The following is a 23,766-nucleotide window of genomic DNA, read 5'->3' as shown; positions in this document are numbered from 1 at the left end:
GTGGGTGGCGCGGCTCGTACGGGGAGGTGGCAGGCAAGTGGTGGATCAGCTGACGCAGCACGATCCGCGGCGGATCGGGCCGTTCGAGGTGCTGGGACGGCTGGGGGCCGGCGGCATGGGGCTGGTCTATCTCGCGCGCTCGGCGTCCGGCCGGCGCGTGGCGATCAAGACCGTCCGCACCGAACTGGCCGAGGACCAGCTGTTCCGGGTCCGCTTCACGCGTGAGGTGGAGGCGGCCCGCGCGGTCTCCGGCTTCTACACGGCCGCCGTCGTCGACGCCGATCCCCGGGCCGCCGTGCCCTGGCTCGCCACCGCCTACGTGCCCGCGCCCTCGCTCGAGGAGATAGTGAACGACTGCGGGCCGATGCCGGCCCAGGCGGTGCGCTGGCTGGCGGCGGGTGTCGCGGAGGCGCTGCAGTCCATCCACGGCGCCGGACTCGTCCACCGCGACCTCAAGCCCTCCAACGTCCTGGTCGTCGAGGACGGCCCCCGGGTGATCGACTTCGGCATCGCCTCCGGTGTGTCCAACACCCGGCTGACCATGACGAACGTGGCCGTCGGCACCCCCGCCTACATGTCCCCGGAGCAGGCGAAGGACTCCCGCAGCGTCACCGGCGCCAGCGACGTCTTCTCGCTCGGCTCCACCCTGGTCTTCGCCGCCACCGGGCACGCCCCCTTCCACGGCGCCAACCCGGTCGAGACGGTGTTCATGCTGCTGCGCGAGGGCCCCGACCTGGAGGGGCTCCCGGACGAGCTGCGGCCGCTGATCGAGTCCTGCATGCAGATGGAGGCCGCCGCCCGGCCCACCCCGGCCGACCTCCAGGCGCAGCTCGCCCCGCACCTGTTCGGCTCCGGCTCGGACGACAGCGGTACGGCCTCGGCGTGGCTGCCGGAGAAGGCCGTCGGCCTGATCGAGACCCGCCGGGGCGGCCGTACCGCCGTCAGGCCGGCCCCGGCCCCGTCGTCCTCGTCCTCGCCCGGCGCCCGTGGCGGCTCCCGGGCCGGCGGACCCGGTGCGGTGCCGCCACCGCCGCCGTACGACCCGGCGGTGCCCGCGCCCGTCCCGGTCGGCGCCCCCGGCACCGGCCCGGTCCGGCTGGCCGGCGCCCAGGTGCCCATCGGCCCCGGGCCGCGGGTCGCCGACGCCCGCGCCGCCGCCGTCAAGGCGCCGCCGCCGGAAGCGGGCCTGGTCGCCACCTGGTCCCGCCCGCGCCCCGGCGTCAACGGCGCCGACCCCGCCGTACCGCCCGCCCCGCCGGCGCCCCCGGACACCGCCACGGGCTGGCGGCCCTGGCGCTTCCGCATGTCCAACGACGTGTGGGGCACCCCGGCCGTCGACGGCGAACTGGTCTACGTCACCTCCTTCGAGGTGCACGCCCTCGACGTGGCCACCGGCCGGCGCCGCTTCAAGACCCGTGACGTGGCCTGGTCGATGGCGGTCGCGGACGGCCGGGTCCACGCCTCCGACGGCCCCACCCTGTTCGCCCTGGAGGCCCGCGAGGGCGCGGATCTGTGGCGGCTGTCCACGGACGCCTGGGTGTACGCGCTCACCGCCGACCGGGGCACCGTCGTCACCGGCACCCGGGGCGGCGGCGTACAGGCCTGGGAGGCGTCCAACGGGCACAAGCTGTGGGAGATCAGCGGCTGCCAGACCGACTTCGAGACCCCCGAGGCCGGCCCCGCCCTGCACGACGGCACCGTCTACGTCTGGCAGGACGCCCGGCTGCGCGCCCTGGACGCCCGCACCGGTGAGGAACGCTGGTCGTACCCCATCGGCGACGCGGCGTCCTGCGGCGGCGTCCCGGTCCGTCTCACCGCCGCCCCCGACGGCTACGTCTACGTCTCGGCGGGCACCCGCGTCCTGGCCATCGACGCGGCCGGCGGCATGGTGCGCTGGCACTTCGAGGCCCCGGCGGTGTTCCTCTGCCCGCCCGCCTTCGCCCCGGGCCCGGCCGTCACCGGCGGCGGTGTCTACCTGGCCGACTACCTCGGCACGGTGTACGCCCTCGACGCCACCGACGGCCGCGACCGCTGGCGCATCGCCACCGAGTCCCGCTCCTGCGTCGAGCCCGTGCTGGTCGCCGCGGGCCACGTCCACGTCGGCAGCGGCAAGGGTCTCTACACCCTGGACGCCGTCACCGGCACCCCCAAGTGGCGCTTCCAGGCGGGCGGTGACGTGGTGGGCTCGCCCGCCGTCGCCGAGGGCCGCATCCACTTCGGCTCGACCGACCACCTGCTGTACACCCTGAAGGCCGACGACGGCCGGCTGCGGTGGAAGCTGGCCACGGGCGGCGAGATCACCGGCTCCCCGGTGGTCAGGGACGGCGTGGTGTACGCCTCCAGCAAGGACCGGTGCGTGTACGCGCTGGACGCGGAGAAGGGCACCGGCACCGCGCGCTCCACCGCCTGACCGCGCCCGGTCCACGCGGGACCGGACCCGGCGGCCGCACCGACGACGAAGCCCGGCCTCGCGGCCGGGCTGTGTGGTCGTGCTGTGCGGTGGTGCTGTGTGGCCGGGCCGTGCGGTGGTGCGGACACGGATCGGCCGCGGCGGCTCCCCCTCCGCGCCGCCGCGGCCGATCTCCCCCGTCCCCCCGTCCCCCGTTCCCCCGTGCCGTCCCCCGTTGCCCCCCCCGGTGATCCCCCGTGATCCCCCGTGATCCCCCGTCGGGTTGGATCAGGCGGGCTCGGACGTGATGTGCACGTTGTCCGTCGTGGCCGTGCCGGTGGCCGGGGCCGCGGTGATGTGGACGTTGTCCGGCTTGACCGGGCCGCCGTCCTGCTCGTCGGTGATGTGGACGTTGTCCGGCTCGAGCGCCTGGTCGTCCTGCGTGATCTCGCTCATGGTGCTGCCTCCCCTGGGAACTTCAACTGATCTGTGTCCGTCCGGCCGTTCCCCCGAGGGACGGCCGGACGGACGGCGGGTCGCCCAACCATAGATCGTCGACCTGACGACCCCGCCTGCGGTCCGCCTGCCCCCCGACGCGACGGATCGACAGCACGAGAGTGCCCTGCGGCGATAAACGAACGATGAACGGCGGCGCCCTCAGGCGGCGGCGGACGGCGTGAGCAGGGACCGGACGGCCTCCGCCTCCGGGGACTTCAGCGTCTCGTAGATCGACAGGGCCTCCTGCCAGCACACGTGGGCCCGGCCGGACTGCCCGATCCCGCTCAGCGCCCGCCCCAGCACCGTCAGCACGTTGCCCCGCCGCCACTCGCCGCCGATGCCGCGCAGCACCGTCAGCGCCGCCTCGGCGTTGGCCGAGGCCTGCGCGGGCCGCTGGGCGGCCAGGTCCACCTCGGCCAGCCGGAACAGGGTCATGCCCTCCCACAGCCGCTGGCGGCTCTCGCGGAAGACGTGCAGCGCCTCGCGCAGCCGGTCGGCGGCCTCGCTGTGCAGCCCGTTCTGGGTGAGGGCCATGCCCAGCGCGTAGCGGCCGTTGGCGCTCTTGACCGCGTGGCCCAGCGTCTCGTACATGTCGACGCCCTGCTGGGCGAGGGCCACGGCGCTGCGCGGCCGGCCGGTGACCAGGTGGGTGCGGGAGAGGTTGCACAGGACGCTGGCCTCGCCGGCCCGGTCCGCGCACGCCCGGAAGTCGGTCAGCGCCTGCTTGAGGTGCTCCTCGGCGTCCGCGTACCGGCGCTGGTAGAACGCCATGGCGCCGCGGATGTTGGCGGCCCAGCACAGCGCCAGCGGGTCGCCGGCGGCGGCGCCGAGCCGCAGCGCCTCCCGGGCCTCCTCGTCGGCCTCGGTGAACCGCCCCGACAGCTGGTGGCCGTTGGCCAGGACGACCGACGCCCGGACCTCCGCGCGCCGGTCCCCGCAGGAGCGCGCCGCGTCGAGCAGGGCGAGGGCGGCGGCCTCGTACTCCCGGGAGTTGGCGCCTGACTCGGTCAGGTCCACCGCCGCCCACAGCAGGTCGATGGCGCGCGGCAGGGTGCCGGGTGCCGCGAACTGGCGGACGCAGGCCAGCAGGGACCCGGCCTCCGCGTACAGCCAGTCCTGGGCGCGGTGGCGGTCCTCGAGGGCCAGCCCCGGGTACTCGGTGGCGGCCATGTGGTCCACCACCCGGTCCCCGGGCCGCTCGATGGCGTACACCCGGGCCGCGGTGGCCAGGTAGAAGTCCAGCAGCCGGGACATGGCGGCGGCCCGCTCGCCGGGCGGCGACTCGTCCCGCTCCGCGCAGGCACGCGCGTAGAGCCGCACCAGGTCGTGGAACCGGTACCGGCCGGGCGCCGCCGACTCCAGCAGCGAGGTGTCCACCAGGGACTCCAGGAGGTCCTCGGTGTCCTCCGGGGACAGGTCGAGCACCGCCGCGGCCGCCGCCAGGGACAGGTCGGGGCCGTCGGCGAGGCCCAGCAGGCGGAAGGCGCGGGCCTGGGCCGGCTCCAGCTGGCCGTAGCCCAGCTCGAAGGTGGCCTTGACGGCCAGGTCCCCGGCCTGGAGTTCGTCCAGCCGGCGGCGCTCGTCGGCGAGCTTCGCGGCCAGCACCGACACCGTCCAGGTGCGCCGGGCCGCCAGCCGGGACGCGGCGATGCGGATGGCCAGCGGCAGGAAGCCGCACGCCGCCACCACGTCCAGCGCCGCCTCCCGCTCGGCCGCCACCCGCTCCTCGCCGACGATCTTCGTGAACAGGGCCAGCGCCTCGTCCGGCGACATCACGTCCAGGTCGACCAGGTGCGCGCCCGCCAGGTCCACCATCCGCACCCGGGAGGTGACCAGGGCCGCGCAGCCCTCCGTGCCGGGCAGCAGCGGCCGCACCTGCGCGGCGTCCCTGGCGTTGTCCAGCAGCACCAGCACCCGGCGGCCGTCGAGCACGGAGCGGTACAGGGCGGCGCGCTCCTCCAGCGAGTCGGGGACGGCGGAGTCCGGGGTGCCCAGGGCGCGCAGGAAGGAGCCCAGGACCGTCTCCGGTTCCGCCGCCCGGGAGCCGGCGCCCTGGAGGTCGACGTAGAGCTGCCCGTCGGGGAAGGCGGTCCGCGCCCGGTGGGCCACGTGCACGGCGAGCGTGGTCTTGCCGACGCCGCCGATGCCGGCCAGCGCGGACACCGCCATCACCCGGCCCTCGGCGGCCGACCGCGAGGCGGAGGCGAGCACCTCGCTCAGCTCGGCGACGAAGGCGGAGCGGCCGGTGAAGTCCGGCACGCTCGCCGGCAGCTGGGCCGGGCGGACCGGGACGGCGGCGGGTTCCGCCGCGGGCGCGGCGGGCGCGGCCAGCGCCGGGTCCGCCCGCAGGATGCGCTGCTGGAGCCGGCGCAGGCCCGGGCGCGGGTCCACGCCCAGCTCGTCGGCCAGCAGCCGCCGGGTGTCGGCGTACACGGCGAGCGCCTCGGCCTGGCGGCCGCTGCGGTACAGGGCCAGCATCAGCAGCTCGCGCAGCCGCTCCCGCAGCGGGTGCGCGGCCGTCAGGGCGGTCAGCTCGGAGACGGCCTCCGCGTGGCAGCCCTGCTCCAGGTCCATGTCCAGGCGGGACTCCAGCAGTTGCAGCCGCCACTCCTCCAGCCTGACCCGCTGCGCGTCCGCGTACGGCCCCGGCACCCCGGCCAGCGGCTCGCCGTCCCACAGGGCCAGGGCCCGGCTCAGCGCCTCCCGGGCCCGGCCCAGGTCGCCGGCCGCGCGCGCCTTCTCCGCCCCGGCGGCCAGGTCCTGCGCCTGGGCCAGGTCGAGGGCGCCCTCGCGCAGGCCCCGTACCGCGTAGCCGCCGGACTCGCTGACCAGGACGCCGGGGTCGAGTGCCTTGCGCAGGCGGGAGGCGTACGTCCGCACCGCGGCCAGCGCCTGCGACGGCGGCTCGGTGCCCCACAGCGCGTCGATCAGCTCGGCCGCGGTGGCCGTGCGGCCCTCGCGCAGCAGCAGCGCGGCGAGCAGGGCGCGCTGCTGGGGCGAACCGGTGGCCAGCGGTTCCGCCCCGCGCCAGGCGCGCACCGGGCCGAGCACGGCGAAGCGCAGCGGCGCCGGCTCCGCCGCGGAGCCGGGACGCCGCTGCTCCGGTACGCGCGGTACACCCTCCATGCGTTCGTCCCCCTAGGCATTCCGGTCACGGCACCAGGCCAGTTTGCCCTGTGCGCGGCGGTTGCGTCAGCCGTGCGAGACGCCGATCACAGCGCGGCGCAGGTCAGTGCACAAGCCCCTCACACAGTCTTCGCACCGGCACGCGCGCGCAGGGCGGCCGCGGGGCGCCACAGGGAAGTTGACGGCATGTCAGCGGAGCCGGGCGGTGAACCGCCGCCGTCCCCTCGGACCGGCCCGCCACCTCGCGTGCGGCGGGCCGCCGGGCGGCCGGCCATCCCTTCCGCGATGCCGACCGGTCGGTATGGACAGATGGCTCCGGGACCGGTACAGATGACCCATGCGTATCGCCGTCACGATCTTCCTCACCGACGAGACCATCACCCCCGTCCGGCTCGCCCGTGAGCTGGAGGCACGCGGATTCGCCGGCCTGTACCTGCCCGAGCACACCCACATCCCTGTCGAACGGACCAGCCCGTACCCGGCCGGCGGCGAACTGCCGCGCGAGTACGGCCGCACCCTCGACCCCTTCGTCGCCCTCGGGCAGGCCGCGGCCGTGACCGAGCGGCTGGGCCTGGGCACCGGCATCACCCTGGTCGCCCAGCACGACCCGATCGACCTGGCCAAGCAGGTCGCCACCCTCGACCACCTGTCCGGCGGGCGGTTCACCCTCGGCCTCGGCTTCGGCTGGAACGTGGAGGAGGCCGCCGACCACGGCGTCGAGTGGCGCACCCGGCGCGAACTCGCGCGGGACCGGATGGCGCTGATGCGCGCGCTGTGGTCGGCCGAACCGGTCGGCTACGAGGGCGCGTTCGGCAGTGTCCGGGCCAGCGAGGCCCACCCCAAGCCGGTGCAGAAGCCGCGCGGTCCGGTCACCGGGCCCCGCACCCTCGTCGGCGGCGGCGCCGGGCCCAAGCTGTTCACGCACATCGCGGAGTACGCCGACGGCTGGCTGCCGATCGGCGGACGCGGGCTGGCGGAGTCGCTGCCCGTGCTGCGGTCCGTGTGGGCGGACGCCGGCCGCGACCCGGCCGCCCTCCAGGTGGTGCCGTACGCCGTCCGGCCCACGCCCGGCAAGCTGGCCCACTACGCCGACCTCGGGATCGAGGAGGTCGTGGTGCAGCTGCCGCCGGCCGGTGAGGCGGAGGTGCTGCGGGCGCTCGACGAGTACGCCGGCGCCCTGCCCGGCGCGGGCGACGCCCCCGTTCACTGATCATCCCGAACGTATGCTCAAAGGATGACGACTTCCGCGACCTCCGGAACCGGCCCCACCGAGAACTCCATGCGTCGCGCCCTCAAACGCGCCCGGGACGGCGTCGCCCTGGACGTGTCGGAGGCGGCGGTGCTGCTCCAGGCGCGCGGCGAGGCCCTCGACGACCTCGCCGCGTCCGCCGCCCGGGTGCGTGACGCGGGCCTGGAGGCGGCGGGGCGGCCCGGAGTCATCACGTACTCGAAGAGCGTCTTCGTGCCCCTCACGCGGCTGTGCCGGGACACCTGCCACTACTGCACCTTCGTCACCGTGCCCGGCAAGCTGCGCCGCGCCGGGCACGGGATGTTCATGTCCCCCGACGAGGTCCTGGACATCGCCCGCAAGGGCGCGGCCCTCGGCTGCAAGGAAGCCCTCATCACCCTCGGCGACAAGCCGGAGGACCGCTGGCCCGAGGCCCGCGAGTGGCTGGACGCGCACGGCTACGACGACACCATCGCCTATGTGCGGGCGATCTCCGTGCGCATCCTGGAGGAGACGGGCCTGCTGCCCCACCTCAACCCGGGCGTGATGACCTGGGCGGACTTCCAGCGCCTGAAGCCGGTCGCCCCGTCGATGGGCATGATGCTGGAGACCACCGCGACCCGGCTGTGGTCCGAGCCCGGCGGCCCGCACCACGGCTCCCCGGACAAGGAACCCGCCGTACGGCTGCGGGTGCTCCAGGACGCCGGCCGCTCCTCCGTGCCCTTCACCTCCGGCATCCTCATCGGCATCGGCGAGACGTACGAGGAGCGCGCCGAGTCCCTGTTCGCGCTGCGCAAGGTCGCCCGCGCCTACCACGGCGTGCAGGAGCTGATCATCCAGAACTTCCGCGCCAAGCCGGACACGGCGATGCGCGGCATGCCCGACGCGGACCTCGACGAACTGGTCGCCGCGGTCGCCGTCGCCCGGCACGTCATGGGCCCCTCCGCCTGCCTCCAGGCCCCGCCCAACCTGGTGGACGACGAGTACGAGCGGCTGATCGGCGCCGGCATCGACGACTGGGGCGGGGTGTCCCCGCTGACCATCGACCACGTCAACCCCGAGCGGCCCTGGCCGCAGATCGAGGAGCTGACCGCCAGGTCCGCCGCCGCCGGGTTCGAGCTGCGCGAACGCCTCTGCGTCTACCCGGAGTTCGTGCGGCGCGGCGAGCCCTGGCTGGACCCGAGGCTGCTGCCGCACGTGAAGGCGCTCGCCGACCCGCAGACCGGTCTGGCCCGCCCCGGCGCCCTGCCGCGGGGCCTGCCGTGGCAGGAGCCCGAGGAGGCCTTCGTCCCGGCCGGCCGCACGGACCTGCACCGCACCATCGACACCGAGGGCCGCACCTCCGACCGGCGCGACGACTTCGACGAGGTCTACGGCGACTGGTCCGCCCTGCGCGAGGCGGCCGCCCCCGGCATGGCACCCCAGCGCATCGACACGGACGTGCGCCAGGCCCTCGCCACCGCCGCCGACGACCCCGAACGGCTCACCGACGCCGAGGCACTGGCCCTGCTGCACGCCGACGGCCCCGCCCTGGACGCGCTCACCCGCATCGCGGACGACGTCCGCCGCTCGGTGGTCGGCGACGACGTGACCTACATCGTCACCCGCAACATCAACTTCACCAACGTCTGCTACACCGGCTGCCGCTTCTGCGCCTTCGCCCAGCGCCGCACCGACGCCGACGCCTACACCCTGTCCCTCGACCAGGTCGCGGACCGCGCCCAGCAGGCCTGGGAGGTGGGCGCGGTCGAGGTGTGCATGCAGGGCGGCATCCACCCCGACCTGCCCGGCACGGCCTACTTCGACATCGCCAAGGCGGTGAAGCAGCGCGTCCCGGGCATGCACGTGCACGCCTTCTCCCCGATGGAGGTGGTCAACGGCGCCGCCCGCACCGGCATGTCGGTCCGCGAGTGGCTGACGGCGGCCAAGGAGGCGGGCCTGGACTCCATCCCCGGCACGGCCGCGGAGATCCTCGACGACGAGGTCCGCTGGATCCTGACCAAGGGCAAGCTGCCCGCGGCCGACTGGATCGACGTCGTCACCACCGCCCACGACCTGGGCATCCGCTCCTCCTCGACGATGATGTACGGCCACGTCGACCAGCCGCGGCACTGGCTGGGCCACCTGCGCACGCTCGCCCGGATCCAGCAGGAGACCGGCGGCTTCACGGAGTTCGTCACCCTGCCCTTCATCCACACCAACGCCCCCGTGTACCTCGCCGGCATCGCGCGGCCGGGCCCGACCACGCGGGACAACCGGGCCGTCACGGCGATGGCCCGCCTGCTGCTGCACCCGCACATCCCCAACATCCAGACGAGCTGGGTCAAGCTGGGCACCGAGGGCGCGGCCGAGATGCTGCGCTCCGGCGCCAACGACCTGGGCGGCACGCTCATGGAGGAGACCATCTCCCGCATGGCGGGCTCCTCCTACGGCTCCTACAAGTCGGTCCGGGACCTCGTCGCGGTGGCGGAGGCGGCGGGCCGCCCGGCCAGGCCGCGCACCACGCTCTACGGCGAGGTGCCGCAGGAGCGGCAGCGGGCGGCGGCCGCCTCGGACGGCCATCTGCCGGAGCTGCTGCCGGTGCTGGACTGAGCGGGGAGCCCGTGCCGGGCCGGGGGGCCGGGGACCGGGCGGGGGAGCTGCCGGGGCGGGCGGCCGCAGTACGATGATCCGACCCCTGTTCGAAGGGGGAGCCCGTAGCGGAGGAGATGCGTACCCGTGCCTGCCCGTCTGCCCTCGTGGGCCTGGGTCTCCGGTCTGACCGCCGGGGCGACCGCGGCGGTGGTGGTCCTCGCCGTCCAGGCCGGCCAGGGGCCGCACCCCACGGCCGCCGCGGCCCGCCCGAGCGCCTCGGCCCCGGCGGGCGCGCACCCTTCCGCCTCCGCCTCGCGGAAGCCGTCCGCCGCGCCCGCGGTCCCGGCCGCCTCCGGCACCGGCCGCCGGATCGTCTACTCCCTCGGCGCCAAGCGGGTGTGGCTGGTCGACGCCGGTGGCAGGGCCGCCCGCACCTTCCCGGTCTGGCCGGGCACGGTCGGCCCCGACCCCGGCAGCTACGCGGTCTCGCAGCGCCTGGACGCCACGACCGGCTCCGACGGCGTGCGGATCGAACACGTCCTGTACTTCGCCGCCAAGTCGGGCCTGTCGATCGCCTTCTCCAACGCCGTCGACGGCTCCTCCCCGCCCCCGGCCGCCGGCAAGCAGACCAGTGGCATCCGCATGCACAAGGCGGACGGCACCGCCCTGTGGACGTTCGCCGCGGCGGCCACCAAGGTGACGGTCGTCCCGTAAGGCCCTGCTCCCGCCGCGGCGGCGGCGTGACCGGCCCAGACCGGAACTGACCACGACAGCTCGCCGAAGGCCGCCCGGGCCGTCCCCCGCGGACCGGTCCGCCTCCTGAACGGACCGTTCCCGGTCGATTACAGTGCTGAGCTGTCGTACGTGCGGACGGTGCCGTGAGGAGATCAGGGTGGGGTCGACGACCGGCGCCGTCTGGGGCCGTGCCGAACAGCAGGACTTCCGCGGCCGGGTGCGCGGCACCCTCCTCGGCGTCGCTCTCGGGGACGCGCTCGGCGCGCCCGCCGACACCCTCGGCCTCGACGAGATCCAGGCGGCCTACGGCCCCGAAGGCCTGCTCGACCTGGACGCCGCGTACGGGCGGCGCGGCGCGGTCACCCACCACACCCAGCTCACCCTGTTCACCGTGGACGGCCTGATCCGCGCCCAGGTGCGCCGCGACAGCGGAGCCTGGCACCCGCCCACCGACCTGCACCGCGCCTACCGCCGCTGGGCGGCCACCCAGCGCGACTGGGGGCCCGACGAACGCCGCGCGGACGACGGCTGGCTGGCCCGCGAGGAGTGGCTGTACGCCCGCCGCGACCCCACCCGCGCGCTGCTCCTCGGCCTCGGCGACGACCGCATGGGCACGCCGGACGCGCCGAAGAACCCCGCCGAGCAGGGCCCCGAGGCGGTCGCCCGGTCCGCGCCCTTCGGGCTGCTGGTCGGCTGGGAACCGCAGCTCGTCGTCCAGCTCGCGGTGGAGTGCGCGGCCCAGACCCACGGCCACCCCGTGGCCTGCCTGTCGGCGGGCGCGTACGCCGTGATCGTGCACGGCCTCGCCCGCGGCGAGAGCCTGGACGCCGCCGTGCAGCGGGCGCTGGCCCTGCTCGCCGCCCGGCCCGGTCACGAGCCGGTCGCCGACGCCCTCCAGCACGCGCTGGGCGCGGTGCGGCAGGGCATGCCCGGTCCGGGCCGGGTGGCGGAACTGGCCGGTGACGGCACCGCCGACGGCCTGCTGGCCGCCGCCGTGTACTGCGCCCTGGTCGGCGAGGACGTACGGCACGGCCTGTGCCTGGCGGTGAACCAGAGCGGCCCCTCCAGTGCGGCCGGCGCCCTCACCGGCGGCCTGCTCGGCGCCCTGCACGGCGAGACGGCCCTCCCGCCGGCCTGGCTGGCCGAGCTGGAGGGCCGTCCCACCGTCCTGGAACTCGCCGACGACTTCGCCATGGAGATGACCCAGGGCCCCGCGCTGCACGGCCCCGCCGGATCGTCCCCGGGCTGGCTCACCCGGTACCCGCGGGCCTGACCTCGGCGGTGCCCATCGCCGGCTCCCCGTTCCTGCCGATTGTCGATCGACCGGCGGACTAGAGGGGTTGGTTGGGCGCTCCCACGGTCGTGTCGCCGGCCGTCGCCGGAGCCGGTACCGGTGCCGCGGCTCCGTCCCCGTCCGTGTTGAGGCGCTCGATGACCGCCAGCCGCTCCGGGGTGTCCTCCGGCTTCAGGTAGCCGATCAGGATGTAGAGGACCAGGGAGACGGCGAGCGGGATGGAGACCTGGTACTGGAGCGGGACGCCGCCGTCGACGTTCCAGTTGATCGGGTAGTTGACCAGCCAGAAGGCGAGCAGGCCCGCCGCCCAGCTGGTGAGCGCGGCCGTCGGGCCGGAGCGCCGGAACGGGCGCAGCAGGCCGAGCATCATCGGGATGGCGATCGGCCCCATGAGTCCGGCGACCCACTTGATGACGACGGTGATGATGTCCTTGAACGCGGGGGAGTTGACCTGGGTCGCCACCGCCATCGACAGACCGAGGAAGATCACCGTGGTCAGCCGGGCCGCGATCAGCCCCGACCGCTCGCCCCAGCCCCGCGCCCGCGCCGACAGCACCGGCGCCACGTCCCGGGTGAACACCGCGGCGATGGCGTTGGCGTCGGAGGAGCACATGGCCATGGTGTGGGAGAAGAAGCCGACGATGACCAGGCCCAGCAGGCCGTGCGGCAGCAGCTGTTCGGTCATCAGGGCGTAGGAGTCGGAGCCGTCCGGCTTCTGCGCGTGCACCAGCAGCGGTGACATCCACATGGGGAAGAACAGCACCACCGGCCAGACCAGCCACAGGGCCGCCGAGAGCCGTGCGGAGCGGGTGGCCTCGCGGGCGCTGCCCGTCGCCATGTAGCGCTGGGCCTGGTTGAGCATGCCGCCGTTGTACTCGAAGAGCTTGATGAAGAGGAAGGCGAGCAGGAAGACGGTCCCGTACGGGCCGACCAGGGGCTTGCCGTGGCCGTGCAGCGCGGGCTCGTCCCAGGCGTCCAGGAAGCCGATGCTCTTGTCGCTCAGCTTCATCACGACGGCCACGAACATCGAGACGCCGGCCAGCAACTGGATGACGAACTGACCGAGTTCGGTCAGCGCGTCCGCCCACAGACCGCCGATCGTGCAGTACACGGCCGTGATCGCGCCGGTGATGAGGATGCCCTGGGTCAGCGACAGCCCGGTGAACACCGACAGCAGGGTCGCGATGGCGGCCCACTTGGCGCCCACGTCCACGATCTTCAGCAGCATCCCGGACCAGGCCAGCGCCTGCTGGGTGGGCAGGTTGTAGCGGTTCTTCAGGTACTCCAGCGGCGAGGCCACGTGGAGCCGGGAGCGCAGCCGGTTGATGCGCGGGGCGAACAGCTTCGAGCCGATGGCGATGCCGAGGGCGATCGGGAACGACCAGGTGATGAAGGAGGTGACGCCGTAGGTGTAGGCGATACCGGCGTAGCCGGTGAACATGACGGCGCTGTAACCCGACATGTGGTGCGAGATGCCGGACAGCCACCACGGCATCTTGCCGCCGGCCGTGAAGAAGTCACCGACATTGTCGACGCGCTTGTGCGACCACACGCCGATCGCGACCATCACGCCGAAGTAGCCGATGAGCACGGCCCAGTCGAGACCGTTCATGTGCCCCCTTCCAGAGTCCGTCACCAGGGTCAGGCATGTGAACTCTGGGTTCGTGAGCATGCGCACGGCAAGGAGAAGGAAGGTCAAGGCGGAGTAAAATCGTTCTGTTTGGTGACCTCAGTTCATACATGTGAACGCTCGCGCGACAGTGCGGCCCCGCTCGGGACCTCGGATTCTCAGACAGCGGCGGGCGGGGTGAGGAGAAAAGGCGGGGCGGGCCGGAAGAACTGCTCCGGCCCGCCCCGCCCCGTGCTCACGGCTTCTTCAGCTCGTCCGGGCACGGCGTGCCCCGGGGCAGCTGGTAGGGGGCGGCCAGGTGGTACGTGCCCGCCCGCGGCGCGAGCAGCATCGTCCACCGGTCGCCCTTGGCGTCCTCCTCCGTCTCCATCAGGCAGCCGTTGACGTTGTCGTACGTCTTCGGCTCACCCGCGGACCGGTGCTCGGAGGCCTCGGTCTCCCGCGGCGGCTTCAGGCTCTTGCCCTGCGCGTCGACGATGCTCAGCCACGGCGAGTACGGGATGCGGATGAGGATGCGGCCGGCCTTGCGGACCTCGATCGTCAGCTCGCCCTGCTCGGCCCGGTCGACCACCGCGTCCGGCTCGGCGAGCGGTGCCGGGTCGGTCACCCGGAACAGCTGCCAGTTGGCGTCGCCCCAGACCTGGTTCAGATACGGCATCCCGCGCTGCACCAGCGCCCGCTCGCGCTCGCCGCCGTCGCCGTCCGGTTCGTCCCGGGGCAGCACCACGAAGTGCACCGCCCAGCGCTGGAGCCACTCGTGGTAGTTGGCGGAGTTGAGGGTGTCGTCGTAGAAGAGCGGGTTGCGCTCCATGTCGGCCTGGCGGTTCCAGCCCCGCGCCAGGTTGACGTAGGGCGCCAGGGCGGAGGCCTCGCGGTGCGAGCGGGCCGGGACCACCTCGACGCGGCCCTTCTCGGCGCCGACCTCCTGGAGTTCGTTGACGAGCGGGGCCAGCTCGCGGGCCCAGGACGCGGCGGGCGTGGTGTGCATGATGTCGTCGACCGACTTGAAGCCGATCCAGCCGACGAACCCGAGGAACGCCAGCACCGTCACGTACCACCGGCGCGAGCGCGGCACCGCGAACGGCAGCGCCGCGATGAGCGTCGCACCCGCGAACAGCATCGGCAGCCGGGATATGTTCGACCCGATCTGCGAGCTGACCAGCCACACCAGCAGCACCCCGAGGCTGTAGACACCGGCCGTCAGCCGGACCGTCCGCCACTCCCTGGGCACCAGGAACAGGCACAGCAGCCCGTACAGCAGCGGCATGACGACCGAGCCGACGGTCATCGGCTGGGTGCCGGAGAAGGGGAACAGCCAGGCCGAGACGGCGACCACCGCGGTCGGGGCGAGACCCAGCGCCCAGGCGCCCGGGCGCCGCTTCTGCAGGAACAGGGCGACCGCGATCAGACCCACGAACAGTCCGGCGACCGGCGACGCCATGGTGGCGAGGGCCGCGAGCGGCGCCGCCACCAGGGCCTTCGCCCAGCGTTTGAATCGCCAGCGGTGCGGCCAGCAGAAGACGGCCGCCACCGCGCCCAGCGCGAACATCGTGCCGAGCGCGAAGGTCACCCGGCCCGAGACGGCGTTGCAGATCAGTGCGAAGACCCCGGCCAGCGTGGCCCACAGCGGGTTGCGCACGGACCGGCTGCGCACCAGGACCAGCGTCAGCAGGCCCGCCGACACCGTCCCCGCGATCATCATCGTCGTGCGCACACCGAGGAGCGACATCAGATAGGGCGACACCACGCTGTACGACACCGGGTGCATGCCGCCGTACCAGGCGAGGTTGTACGCCGAGTCCGGGTGCCGGCCGACGAACTCGGCCCAGGCGTCCTGCGCGGCGAGGTCGCCACCGCTGTTCGCGAACGTGAAGAACCAGATGATGTGCAGGACGCCGGCCAGGGCGGTGATCCCGAGCACGGGGTGCAGCAGCAGCCACCGGCGCGGCGGCTCCAGGGCGGCGCCCAGCCGTGACGGTCCGCGACCGCCGGTGCCGTGACCGCCGCTGTGACCGGTGCCGGTGCCTGTGCCGGTGGTGCTGTCCGCCGGGTCGGCGCGACGGCCGTCCGGGTCAGCCGCGGACGGCCGTATTCGAGGGCCGGAACCCGGCCCCGGATCTGCGTCGTCGGCGCGTGTCGGCTCCGCTGTGGCCACCTGAAGGCACTCCCCGTGTCCCGTCTTCTGCTCCCGGCCGTACGCCCGGATGTCTCCCGGAGTTCGCGGCCGTGTCCCGTCGAGTTCGCCGTCGTGTCCCGCGACCGGCGACCTGCCCCGTTTCGTGACGCTAGCACGCACCCCGCCGCGGGGCCCCCGGGTGGGGGCTCGGCGGCGGGGTGCGGGGGCGTGGCGCGCGGCACCGGGGCGGACCCGGCGCCGCAGGTCAGCCCAGCCGGGTCAGCCTGGCGCCGAAACCGGGCTCGGCGAGGTCCTTCTCCAGTGCCACCGGCACCTTCACCGCACTGCCCGAGCCGTCACCCACGGTGAGCGAACCCACCTCGGTACCGGCCTTCGCCGTGTGCGGTACGGCATCGGAGGCGAACGACAGCTTCACCTTCAGCCCCGCCCAGCCCACCGCGCCGACGTCCTTCGTGACGACGACCGGGGTACGGCCGCCGAGTCCGTCGTCCACGTAGCCGACGACGTCGCCCTTCTTCAGGATCGTCGCCGACCGCAGGGCGCCCTGCGCGGCCCGGATCAGCTGGTCGCCGCCGGACAGGGCGGCGCTGAGGATGGTGTTGTCCGGGCCGCCCGCCGGCTGGCGCAGCACCGCGCCGACGATCCGGCGGGTCTCGCCGCCGACCTCCTTCTTCGCCGCGAAGACGAGGTTGCCCAGGGCGGAGGTGGTGGTGCCGGTCTTGATGCCGACGACGTCGTTGTGACCGACCAGCTGGTTCCAGTTGGAGTGGTTGACGCCCTTGTAGTCGTCGTACGACATCATCGCCGCCACCTCGCGGAAGGCGGGCTTCTCCATCGCGGCCTTCGCCAGCTTCACCTGGTCCACGGCCGTGCTCACCGTGGAGTTCGTCAGCCCCGAGGGGTCGGTGTAGGTGGTGTTGGTCATACCGAGGTCGTCGGCGGCGGCGTTCATCTTCGCCACGAACGCCTTCTCCGACCCGGCGTCCCAGCGAGCCAGCAGCCGCGCCACGTTGTTCGCGGAGGCGATCAGGATGCTCTCCAGGGCCTCCCGCTGGCTGATCGAGTCACCCGCGCTGACGTCGACCGTTGACTCCTGGCCGGCCTTCGACTGGTCCTCGGCCGGCTGGTCGATCTTGATCTTGGGACCGGCGGCGCCGCTCTTGAGCGGATGGTCGCGCAGGATGAGGTAGGCCGTCATGACCTTGGCCACGCTCGCGATCGGCACCGGCTTCTGGCTGCCGGACGAGCCGAAGGAACCGACGCCCTGCACGTCCAGCGCGGCCTGCCCCTGGGACGGCCACGGGATGTCCGGCTTGCCACCGCCGAAGGTGTAGCTGTCCTTCGCGGTGAGGTCCAGCGTGGGCTCGGGCAGCGGGCGCATGGCCTGTACGACCGCGAAGACGATCGCCAGCAGCAGCACCAGCGGCGTCCAGATCTTGATCCGGCGCACGGCCGTGCGCACCGGCGTCTCCGGCGGCGGGGGCGTGTTGGTCAGCTCGGCGAGCAGGTCCAGCGGTGGCTTGGGCGGCAGCGGCTGCTGGGTGGTGCGCTCGGGGCCGATCTGCGGCACCTGGGCGGTACGGCCCGCGGGCGGCTCGTCGAGCGGCTTCAGCGCGACGAACTTGCTCGTCCGCTCGGCGTCCGACTCCGGAGCCTTCGTGGCGCCGCCCAGCTTCAGCATGGTGGTCGGCTGATCGACCTGCCGCTCCCCGGGCCGTACGGCCTTGAAGACGGCCGTCGGCTGATCGACCCGCGGTTCCGCGTCCGCGGGCTCGGGCTCGTCGTCCTCGGGCTCGTCGTCCTGCGCGGGCCCGGCGGGCTTGTGGTCCTCGGGCTCGGGCTCGGGCTCGGAGTCCTCGGGCTCGGCGGGCTTGCGGTCCTCGGGCTCGGGCTCGGAGTCCTCGGAGTCGGCGGGCTTACGGTCCGCGGGCTCGTCGTGCTCCGGCTCGGCGTCCTGCGCGGGCTCGGCGGGCTCGGCGGGCTTGCGGTCCTCGGGCTGGGGCTCGGAGTCCCCGGAGTCGGCGTCCGCCGCGGGCTGGCGGTCCTCCGGCCCGGTGTCCGCGGGCTTGGGCTCGGCGTCCTCGGGCTCGGCGTCCTGCGCGGGCTCGGCGGGCTCGCGGTCCTCCGGCTCGGCTTCCGCGGAGTCCTGGGCGTCCTCGGTGGACTCGCGGTCGGCGGCTTCCGGCGCGGGGCTCTCGGGGGCGTCCTCGGGCTCGGTGTCCCCGGCGTCCTCCGGGGCGGCGTCCTGGGGCTCGGCGGCGGGCTCGTCGTCCTCGGAGGTGGCCGCGTCGCCGGACGCGCCGGTGCCGGCTTCCGGCTCCGCCTCGTCGGCCACGGCGGTCTCCTCGGCCCCCGCCTCGACCTTGCCCCCGGGGTCGCCGGTCTCCGCCTCCGGCGTCTCCGGCTCCTCGTCGGCGGAGGCCGCGTTCGCTTCCGCGTCTTTGCCCGACCCGGTGCCCGGCCCGGACGCGGGCTTCGCACCCCCCGCGGGGCGCACCCACGCCGAGACGGCCTCCCGCAGCCGCGCGTCGGCGTCGGCGCGGGAATCCGTGCCGGAGCCGGTGCCGGAGTCGGAGCCCGTGTCGCCGTCCGCGTCGCCGTCCGCGTCGGCACCGGTGTCGGCGTCCGCGGTGGAGGGGCCGTCGGCGGCAGGCCGCGCGTCCCGCACCGAGAGGACCCTCGTCGCCGTGTCCGTCTCACCCCGGGACTCCGCGGAACGGGCCACCGGGAGGCGCGGGTCGCGCGCCCCGGGAACCGTACCCGCGCTCCCCGGCGTCGGTTCCGCCGACGACTCGCGCTGCTTCGACCTGTCGGGGGACTCGCCCGCCACCGATGCCTCCTCCATGTGCCGCACGCCTCCGTGCGTCTGCCGAACCGTCCAACAAGCGTTGGCGCCGCCCGGACAGCGCCTGACCGCCGCTGTCCGAACCATGTACCAGTGTCCTGTGTGCGGACTTGACCCAGGTGGTAGACGAGAACGACATACCTTCCGGTTCCCGTACGAACCGGTCACGCGCCCTCGACAGACCAATGTGAGAGGGGTCACCCTGTCATTCATCCACGCGGGGAGGCATGGATGGGCAGGAGCCGCAGAACACTTCCGGAGGAGCTTCTGCTGCTGGCACTGGACCCGGCCACGGGTACCACTGCGCAGCCGCAGTCGCTCGACCTCGGTCTGGCCGGAGCACAGCTAGTGGAGCTGGCGCTGGCCGGACGGATAGCCCCAGACGGGGATCGTATAGCCGTGGTGGTGCCACGGCCGACTGGAGATCCAACTTTGGACTGTGCGCTGGAGTTGCTGCGAAGGCGCGGCGCTCCCGTACGGGCTGTGCACTGGATCGGCGGGCCGCGACTGGGCCTGCGCCAGATCTACCTCTCGCACCTGGAGCGGTGCGGCATGGTGCATGCCGTGGCGGGCCAGATGTGCGGGGTGTTGCCGACGACTCGCTACCAGGCGACGGACAACGAGATCAGCCGGGAGATCCGTGCCCGGCTGGACTCCGCGATCCGCACCGGCGTACCGCCGGACCCGCGGACCGCGGCCCTCGCGGCCCTGGCGCACGCGGTCGGCCTCGGCAAGCACCTGTATCCGGGGAACGAGGGACGCTCGTCCCGGTCCCGGCTGCGGGACCTGATCCGGCACGACCCGATGGGCGGCCTCGTGGCACACGCCGTGATGGACGTCCAGAACGGCGCGGCGGCGCAGCCGCGGCGCAACCCGGCGGGCCCGGCCGCCCCGGCCGGCCGCCAGGCCGGACCCGGCGTCCGGACCACGGCGACGGAACCCGCACGCGGGGTTCCGATGCAACCGCGGCACAACAGCATGGCGCGGGCCGTGGCCCACTGAGCCGGGGCCCCGCCGCAGCCGTGCGCGCACGGCGGGCACCACCGCACGACAGCACCACCGCATGACCGCACGAGCCGCACCGACAGTCCCCACGACCCGGTTCGGGAGCCGCAGGTCCGAGCGGGGTGACGAGACCGCGTGTCCCGTCACCCCGCTCGGCCGCATGTCCGCCCGGTCCCCGGCCGGTGCCCGGAGCACGCCCGGCCGGCCCCCGGACCTGCGAAGTGTCCACGGGACGCCCGAACGTGCGCGTACGCGCCGCATATCCACCGTTTCCCAGCGGTAGGAAGCACCTTGGTGGCAGTCTGCTCAACAGCAGATACGCATGGTGTTAAGTCAGGCACGCAGCCGGAGGTGCACGTCCCGTGGCGTCCAATGTCAATCCCACCGTCAGGCGACGCCGGCTGGGCCAGGAGCTGCGCAGGCTTCGTGAGCTCAAGGGCATGACGGCCGAAGAGGTCGCGGAGCGGCTGCTGGTGTCGCAGTCGAAGATCAGCCGCCTCGAGAACGGCCGGCGCAGCATCAGCCAGCGCGACGTCCGCGATCTGTGCGGGGTGTACGAGGTCGAGGACCAGCGGGTCGTCGAGTCGCTGATGGAGATGGCCCGGGACTCGCGGCAGCAGGGCTGGTGGCACGCGTTCGGGGACATCCCCTACAGCGTCTACATCGGCCTGGAGACCGACGCCGAGTCGCTGCGCGTGTACGAACCCCAGCTGGTGACCGGCCTGTTGCAGACCCGGGCGTACGCCGAGGCCCTGGTGCAGGGCGCGCTGCCGGAGACCTCGACCGCGGACATCGAGAAGCGGGTGCAGGTGCGGCTGCGCCGACAGGAACGTATCACCGCCGAGAACAACCCCCTGCGGCTGTGGGTGGTGCTGGACGAGGCGGCGCTGCGCCGGCTCGTGGGCAGCCGGCTGGTGATGCGGGAGCAGCTGGAGTACCTCATCGAGATGTCCCAGCTGCCGCACATCACCGTCCAGGTGCTGCCGTTCGACGTGGGCGCGCACCCCGGGCTCAACGGCCAGTACGCCATCCTGGAGTTCGCCGACGCCGCCGACTCGAGCGTGGTCTACCTGGAGGGCGTCACCAGCGACCTGTACCTGGAGAAGGCGCACGACGTGCAGAAGTACTCCGTGATGTACGAGCACTTGCGGGCACAGTCCCTCAATGTGGAGCAATCCCGGCAGTTCATCGCGGATGTGGCCAAGGAGTACGCCCGCTGAGCCTGCTCGGCAGGCAGCGCGGGATCGTACACCGGGTCGGCGCTCCAGCGGAAGGCTCGCCTGGAATATGCCATCCGGTCGAGTGAACGGCTCCTCCAGGGGCGGAAGTTGCGGAGTAGCGTCGATCACGCCAACCGGTCGATCCGCTTGGCGTGATTCGCACGACAGCAACTCGCTACAGGAGTGAACATGGCACTGCTTCAGGGCGCCACGGAGACATGGACGAAGTCCTCCTACTCCGCCGGGAACGGGGCGTGCGTGGAGGTCAAGTCGCCCGCCGCCGCGGAACTCGCCGTCCGCGACTCCAAGGTCCCGGAGGGCCCGGTCCTCGCCTTCCCCACCGACGCCTGGAACGCGTTCGTGACCTCGGTCAAGGCGTAGGGGGGTACTCCCTGACCCTCCGCCGCACCAGTCTTCGCACACTCAGCACGCACAGAGCCCTCTCGACCAGTTCGCCGTCCTTGCCGAGGGGGCTCGGCCTGTGCCCGACAGGGGCCGGGAGCGGTGGGCGCTATCGCACGGGGAACGCCACGTCACACACGGCGTCCTCGGCGCCAGCCGCCTCCCAGTCCGCGAAGTACACCTCCCGGCAGGGGCCGGCCATCTCCAGCCCCTGCCCGGCCATCCACTGCTCCACCGCCTCGAAGGCGGCCAGGATCTGCGGATGGGCCACCTGGGCCTTGGTGATCCGGGTGTACGCCAGCCGGGCCGCCGGCTCCAGCCGAACCTTCGTCGCCCAGGCACCGGTGTGCCGCTCCACCCAGGCGCGGGCCGCCGCCTCGTCGGCCACCGGCACGCACGACTCCACCGGGCCGTCGCTCTCCATCGACACCTCGGAGTGGTAGACGACGAACGGCGCCCCGGTGACACTCCCGCACTCCCGTGCCGCCGCCTCCAGCCGCCCCAGCGAGGCGCCGATCCACGCGGGCAGCTCGTCCGCAAGGGTGTGCCGCGTCTCGGTGAGCACCACCTGGGCCGGCACCTCCACCGTCTGAACCTCGAACCTGTCGTACATCTGCGAACCCCTTCCGGACAGTCGTCCACGGAGGTAGTGCGCGAGCGTCCGCTGACCCGCCACCCGCGACTCGACGTCCGCCCAGTAGGCGGCCAGCCGGTCCGCGGCCACCGTGCCCTCCGCCTCGACCACCTCCGCGATCAGCGCGAGCGGCATGTCGAGCCGGCGCAGCAGCGCCACCAGCCGGGCGCGTTCCACCTGACCGGCCCGGTAGTAGCGGTAGCCGCTGGCCTCGTCCACCCGGGCCGGGGCGAGCAGGCCGAGGCGGTCGTACAACCGCAGGGCCCTAACCGAGAGCCGGGCCCGGGCCGCGAACGCCCCGATGGTGAGCAGGTCGTCGTCCACCACGTCATCCTCCGTCACCGGGCGCCGTCCGCCCGGTGACCGCACGCTCGGCCCTGCCCCAGGGTCAGGGTCAACCCGCGGCGGGCCCGCCCAGCGCGGCCTCGACCGCCGCCACGACCTCCGCCGACTCCGGCTCGGTCTGCGGCGAGAACCGGGCCACGACCGCGCCGTCCCGGCCGATCAGGAACTTCTCGAAGTTCCAGCGGATGTCACCGCTGTGCCCCTCGGCGTCGGCGAAGCCCACCAGCCGGTCGTACAGGGGGTGCCGGCCGTCGCCGTTCACCTCCACCTTCTCGGTCAGCGGGAAGCTCACGCCGTACGTCGCGGAGCAGAACTCGGCGATCTCCTCGGCGCTGCCCGGTTCCTGCCCCATGAACTGGTTGCACGGCACCCCGAGCACGGTGAAGCCCTGCGCCGCGTACCGCTCCTGAAGCCGCTCCAGCCCGGAGTACTGCGGGGTCAGTCCGCACTTGGAGGCCACGTTCACGATCAGCACGGCCTTGCCGCGGTGGCCCGCCAGATCCGCGGAGCCGCCCCGCAGGGCACCGATCTCGACGTCGAGGGGGGAGGAGGAGGTCGTCTCAGTAGTCATCTGCGGATGCTAACCCCGCCGGGTGCCTCCCCTCACCGGGAGCCCGGCCCGGCGTCCCCCGGATGCGCCCCGCCCCCGGACGCCTCCAGCAGCACCTCGCCCGCCGCCGTCCGCGCGTACAGCACCGACCGGCCGACCCGCCACCGCCGTACCAGCCCCGCCTCGCGCAGCACCTTCAGATGGCGGCCGACCGAGCCCAGCGGCTGACCGGTCAGCGCGGTCAGCTGGGTCGTGCTCAGCGGGGAGCCGAGCAGCGTCAGCACGCCCGCCCGGGCCGTGCCCAGCAGCGCGCCCAGGCTCGCGGGGACCGCCCGCGCCACCGCACCGGCGTCGGCGAGGACCCCGGAGCACGGGTAGACGACGGCGTACGCCTCCCCCTCCTCCCAGGACACCCAGCCGTGCCGCTGCGGGGTCACCGGCACGAAGACCAGCTCGGCGCCGGAGATCTCGCGCGGCGGATACGCCCGAGTGTTGATCTGCAGCCGGCTGTCCCCGAGCCACCGCGTCCGCCCCGGCCGCAGCGAGTCCAGCACGGTCGCCCAGCCGCCCCGGCTCACCTGCGCGGTCCGCGCCACCACGTCCGCCTCCAGCACCCGCCGGCGCCGCTCCCAGTCCGGCCGTACCGTCTCCGCCCACACGTACTCCAGCAGCGCGGCCGCCCGCTCGGGCAGGTCGTCGCGGTACAGCGCGTCGGGCAGCGGACCGGCGAGGGAGACGCGCAGCTGGGCGCGGGCGTCGGCGGGGCGGGCCGCGCGGACCCGGGCCAGGCCCTCGGGCAGGGACTCGCCGTCGCGGGGCGCCGGCGTGAGGAAGTCGGCGTTCCAGTGCCTGCCCAGCCCCGCGCGCACCAGCAGCGCGGTGACCGGATCGGCGGCCAGCCGTGCCCGGTAGCCGGGCAGATGGACCCGCAGCCAGGCCTGCTCACCGGGGTGCGCGCCCGTGCCCGCGTGCAGCAGCTTCAGATGCGCGTACGTCTCGGCGAGCGGCGAGATCACGAACCGGCTGCGGGCGAGGGTGTCGGCGTTCAGCTGCCACCAGCCCATCCACCCGCCCCCGTTCCCTCGGCCCGTCCACCGGTCCACCTGTCCGCCCGCCGCGCGGGGGACCTTTCGCGCTCCCGCGAAACCATAACC

The 23,766-nt window shown here is 73.9% G+C and carries 16 protein-coding genes; 8 read left to right on the top strand and 8 right to left on the bottom strand.

The features are described from left to right. Nucleotides 1–37: 37 nt before the first annotated feature. Nucleotides 38–2,410 (top strand): protein serine/threonine kinase AfsK, encoded by a 2,373-nt coding sequence (gene afsK, locus ACZ6CZ_RS16920; RefSeq protein ID WP_469021080.1) that lies wholly within the window; start codon nucleotides 38–40, stop codon nucleotides 2,408–2,410. 267 nt (nucleotides 2,411–2,677) lie between these two features. Here afsK and ACZ6CZ_RS16915 read toward each other — a convergent pair whose 3' ends face one another. Continuing rightward, nucleotides 2,678–2,845 carry a hypothetical protein gene (locus tag ACZ6CZ_RS16915; RefSeq protein ID WP_469021077.1) on the bottom strand — a complete coding sequence of 56 codons (168 nt, stop codon included), beginning with the start codon at nucleotides 2,843–2,845 and terminating at the stop codon, nucleotides 2,678–2,680. Nucleotides 2,846–3,046: 201 nt separating this feature from the next. Continuing rightward, on the bottom strand, nucleotides 3,047–6,013 hold the full coding sequence (gene afsR, locus ACZ6CZ_RS16910; protein WP_469021075.1) for an SARP-family global regulator AfsR: 2,967 nt from the start codon (nucleotides 6,011–6,013) through the stop codon (nucleotides 3,047–3,049). A 337-nt stretch (nucleotides 6,014–6,350) separates the two neighbouring features. On the opposite strand from afsR, the gene ACZ6CZ_RS16905 reads away from it, so the two are divergent. The 4 genes from ACZ6CZ_RS16905 (at nucleotide 6,351) to ACZ6CZ_RS16890 (ending at nucleotide 11,823) form a co-directional block, all read left to right on the top strand. Beyond that, the gene (locus ACZ6CZ_RS16905; RefSeq protein WP_469021073.1) at nucleotides 6,351–7,223 is read left to right on the top strand and encodes an LLM class F420-dependent oxidoreductase; all 873 of its coding nucleotides are present in this window, start codon (nucleotides 6,351–6,353) and stop codon (nucleotides 7,221–7,223) included. 24 nt (nucleotides 7,224–7,247) lie between these two features. Continuing rightward, nucleotides 7,248–9,833, top strand: a complete 2,586-nt coding sequence (locus ACZ6CZ_RS16900; protein WP_469021070.1) for a bifunctional FO biosynthesis protein CofGH — start codon at nucleotides 7,248–7,250, stop codon at nucleotides 9,831–9,833. 126 nt (nucleotides 9,834–9,959) lie between these two features. Next, a complete protein-coding gene (locus ACZ6CZ_RS16895) occupies nucleotides 9,960–10,529 on the top strand; it encodes a hypothetical protein (RefSeq protein ID WP_469021068.1) in 570 nt (189 codons plus the stop codon). A 178-nt stretch (nucleotides 10,530–10,707) separates the two neighbouring features. Then, a complete protein-coding gene (locus tag ACZ6CZ_RS16890; RefSeq protein WP_469021065.1) occupies nucleotides 10,708–11,823 on the top strand; it encodes an ADP-ribosylglycohydrolase family protein in 1,116 nt (371 codons plus the stop codon). Nucleotides 11,824–11,881: 58 nt separating this feature from the next. On the opposite strand, the gene ACZ6CZ_RS16885 is transcribed toward ACZ6CZ_RS16890, so the two are convergent. The 3 genes from ACZ6CZ_RS16885 to ACZ6CZ_RS16875 all read right to left on the bottom strand — a co-directional run bounded on the left by ACZ6CZ_RS16885 (nucleotide 11,882) and on the right by ACZ6CZ_RS16875 (nucleotide 18,456). After that, a complete protein-coding gene (locus tag ACZ6CZ_RS16885; RefSeq protein WP_469021062.1) occupies nucleotides 11,882–13,456 on the bottom strand; it encodes a sodium:solute symporter family protein in 1,575 nt (524 codons plus the stop codon). 253 nt (nucleotides 13,457–13,709) lie between these two features. After that, the gene (locus ACZ6CZ_RS16880; RefSeq protein ID WP_469021060.1) at nucleotides 13,710–15,629 is read right to left on the bottom strand and encodes an MFS transporter; all 1,920 of its coding nucleotides are present in this window, start codon (nucleotides 15,627–15,629) and stop codon (nucleotides 13,710–13,712) included. A 226-nt stretch (nucleotides 15,630–15,855) separates the two neighbouring features. After that, nucleotides 15,856–18,456 carry a D-alanyl-D-alanine carboxypeptidase gene (locus tag ACZ6CZ_RS16875; RefSeq protein WP_469021058.1) on the bottom strand — a complete coding sequence of 867 codons (2,601 nt, stop codon included), beginning with the start codon at nucleotides 18,454–18,456 and terminating at the stop codon, nucleotides 15,856–15,858. A gap of 231 nt (nucleotides 18,457–18,687) precedes the next feature. Here ACZ6CZ_RS16875 and ACZ6CZ_RS16870 point away from each other — a divergent pair, with 231 nt between their 5' ends. From ACZ6CZ_RS16870 to ACZ6CZ_RS16860, 3 genes are all read left to right on the top strand, one after another. Further along, the gene (locus ACZ6CZ_RS16870) at nucleotides 18,688–19,458 is read left to right on the top strand and encodes a GOLPH3/VPS74 family protein (protein WP_469021055.1); all 771 of its coding nucleotides are present in this window, start codon (nucleotides 18,688–18,690) and stop codon (nucleotides 19,456–19,458) included. A gap of 365 nt (nucleotides 19,459–19,823) precedes the next feature. Then, nucleotides 19,824–20,681 carry a helix-turn-helix domain-containing protein gene (locus ACZ6CZ_RS16865; RefSeq protein WP_469021053.1) on the top strand — a complete coding sequence of 286 codons (858 nt, stop codon included), beginning with the start codon at nucleotides 19,824–19,826 and terminating at the stop codon, nucleotides 20,679–20,681. Nucleotides 20,682–20,870: 189 nt separating this feature from the next. Further along, complete coding sequence (locus ACZ6CZ_RS16860; RefSeq protein ID WP_469021050.1) at nucleotides 20,871–21,062, top strand: DUF397 domain-containing protein; 192 nt, start codon at nucleotides 20,871–20,873, stop codon at nucleotides 21,060–21,062. A 130-nt stretch (nucleotides 21,063–21,192) separates the two neighbouring features. Here the strand turns inward: ACZ6CZ_RS16860 and ACZ6CZ_RS16855 are convergent, their stop codons facing one another. From ACZ6CZ_RS16855 to ACZ6CZ_RS16845, 3 genes are read right to left on the bottom strand one after another with little or no spacing between them, the layout of a single operon-like run. Further along, nucleotides 21,193–22,059, bottom strand: a complete 867-nt coding sequence (locus ACZ6CZ_RS16855; protein WP_469021048.1) for a MerR family transcriptional regulator — start codon at nucleotides 22,057–22,059, stop codon at nucleotides 21,193–21,195. A 52-nt stretch (nucleotides 22,060–22,111) separates the two neighbouring features. Beyond that, nucleotides 22,112–22,633: a glutathione peroxidase gene (locus ACZ6CZ_RS16850; RefSeq protein WP_469021046.1), complete on the bottom strand. Its 522-nt coding sequence runs from the start codon at nucleotides 22,631–22,633 to the stop codon at nucleotides 22,112–22,114. A gap of 32 nt (nucleotides 22,634–22,665) precedes the next feature. Then, on the bottom strand, nucleotides 22,666–23,676 hold the full coding sequence (locus ACZ6CZ_RS16845; RefSeq protein WP_469021043.1) for an ArsR/SmtB family transcription factor: 1,011 nt from the start codon (nucleotides 23,674–23,676) through the stop codon (nucleotides 22,666–22,668). Nucleotides 23,677–23,766 lie beyond the last annotated feature (90 nt).

The sequence above is a fragment of the Streptomyces sp. NPDC041135 genome, from assembly GCF_055592085.1.
The sequence above is the reverse complement of the archived record's forward strand: the minus strand, read 5'-3'. Positions and strand labels throughout refer to the sequence as shown.

What these genes read in the sequence shown, in the direction of transcription:
- ACZ6CZ_RS16900 (WP_469021070.1), top strand. Translation starts at nt 7,248, where the DNA reads ATGACGACTTCCGCGACCTCCGGAACCGGCCCCACCGAGAACTCCATG.
- ACZ6CZ_RS16875 (WP_469021058.1), bottom strand. Translation starts at nt 18,456, where the DNA reads ATGGAGGAGGCATCGGTGGCGGGCGAGTCCCCCGACAGGTCGAAGCAG.
- afsR (WP_469021075.1), bottom strand. Translation starts at nt 6,013, where the DNA reads ATGGAGGGTGTACCGCGCGTACCGGAGCAGCGGCGTCCCGGCTCCGCG.
- ACZ6CZ_RS16885 (WP_469021062.1), bottom strand. Translation starts at nt 13,456, where the DNA reads ATGAACGGTCTCGACTGGGCCGTGCTCATCGGCTACTTCGGCGTGATG.
- ACZ6CZ_RS16905 (WP_469021073.1), top strand. Translation starts at nt 6,351, where the DNA reads ATGCGTATCGCCGTCACGATCTTCCTCACCGACGAGACCATCACCCCC.
- ACZ6CZ_RS16850 (WP_469021046.1), bottom strand. Translation starts at nt 22,633, where the DNA reads ATGACTACTGAGACGACCTCCTCCTCCCCCCTCGACGTCGAGATCGGT.
- ACZ6CZ_RS16860 (WP_469021050.1), top strand. Translation starts at nt 20,871, where the DNA reads ATGGCACTGCTTCAGGGCGCCACGGAGACATGGACGAAGTCCTCCTAC.
- ACZ6CZ_RS16915 (WP_469021077.1), bottom strand. Translation starts at nt 2,845, where the DNA reads ATGAGCGAGATCACGCAGGACGACCAGGCGCTCGAGCCGGACAACGTC.
- ACZ6CZ_RS16845 (WP_469021043.1), bottom strand. Translation starts at nt 23,676, where the DNA reads ATGGGCTGGTGGCAGCTGAACGCCGACACCCTCGCCCGCAGCCGGTTC.
- ACZ6CZ_RS16870 (WP_469021055.1), top strand. Translation starts at nt 18,688, where the DNA reads ATGGGCAGGAGCCGCAGAACACTTCCGGAGGAGCTTCTGCTGCTGGCA.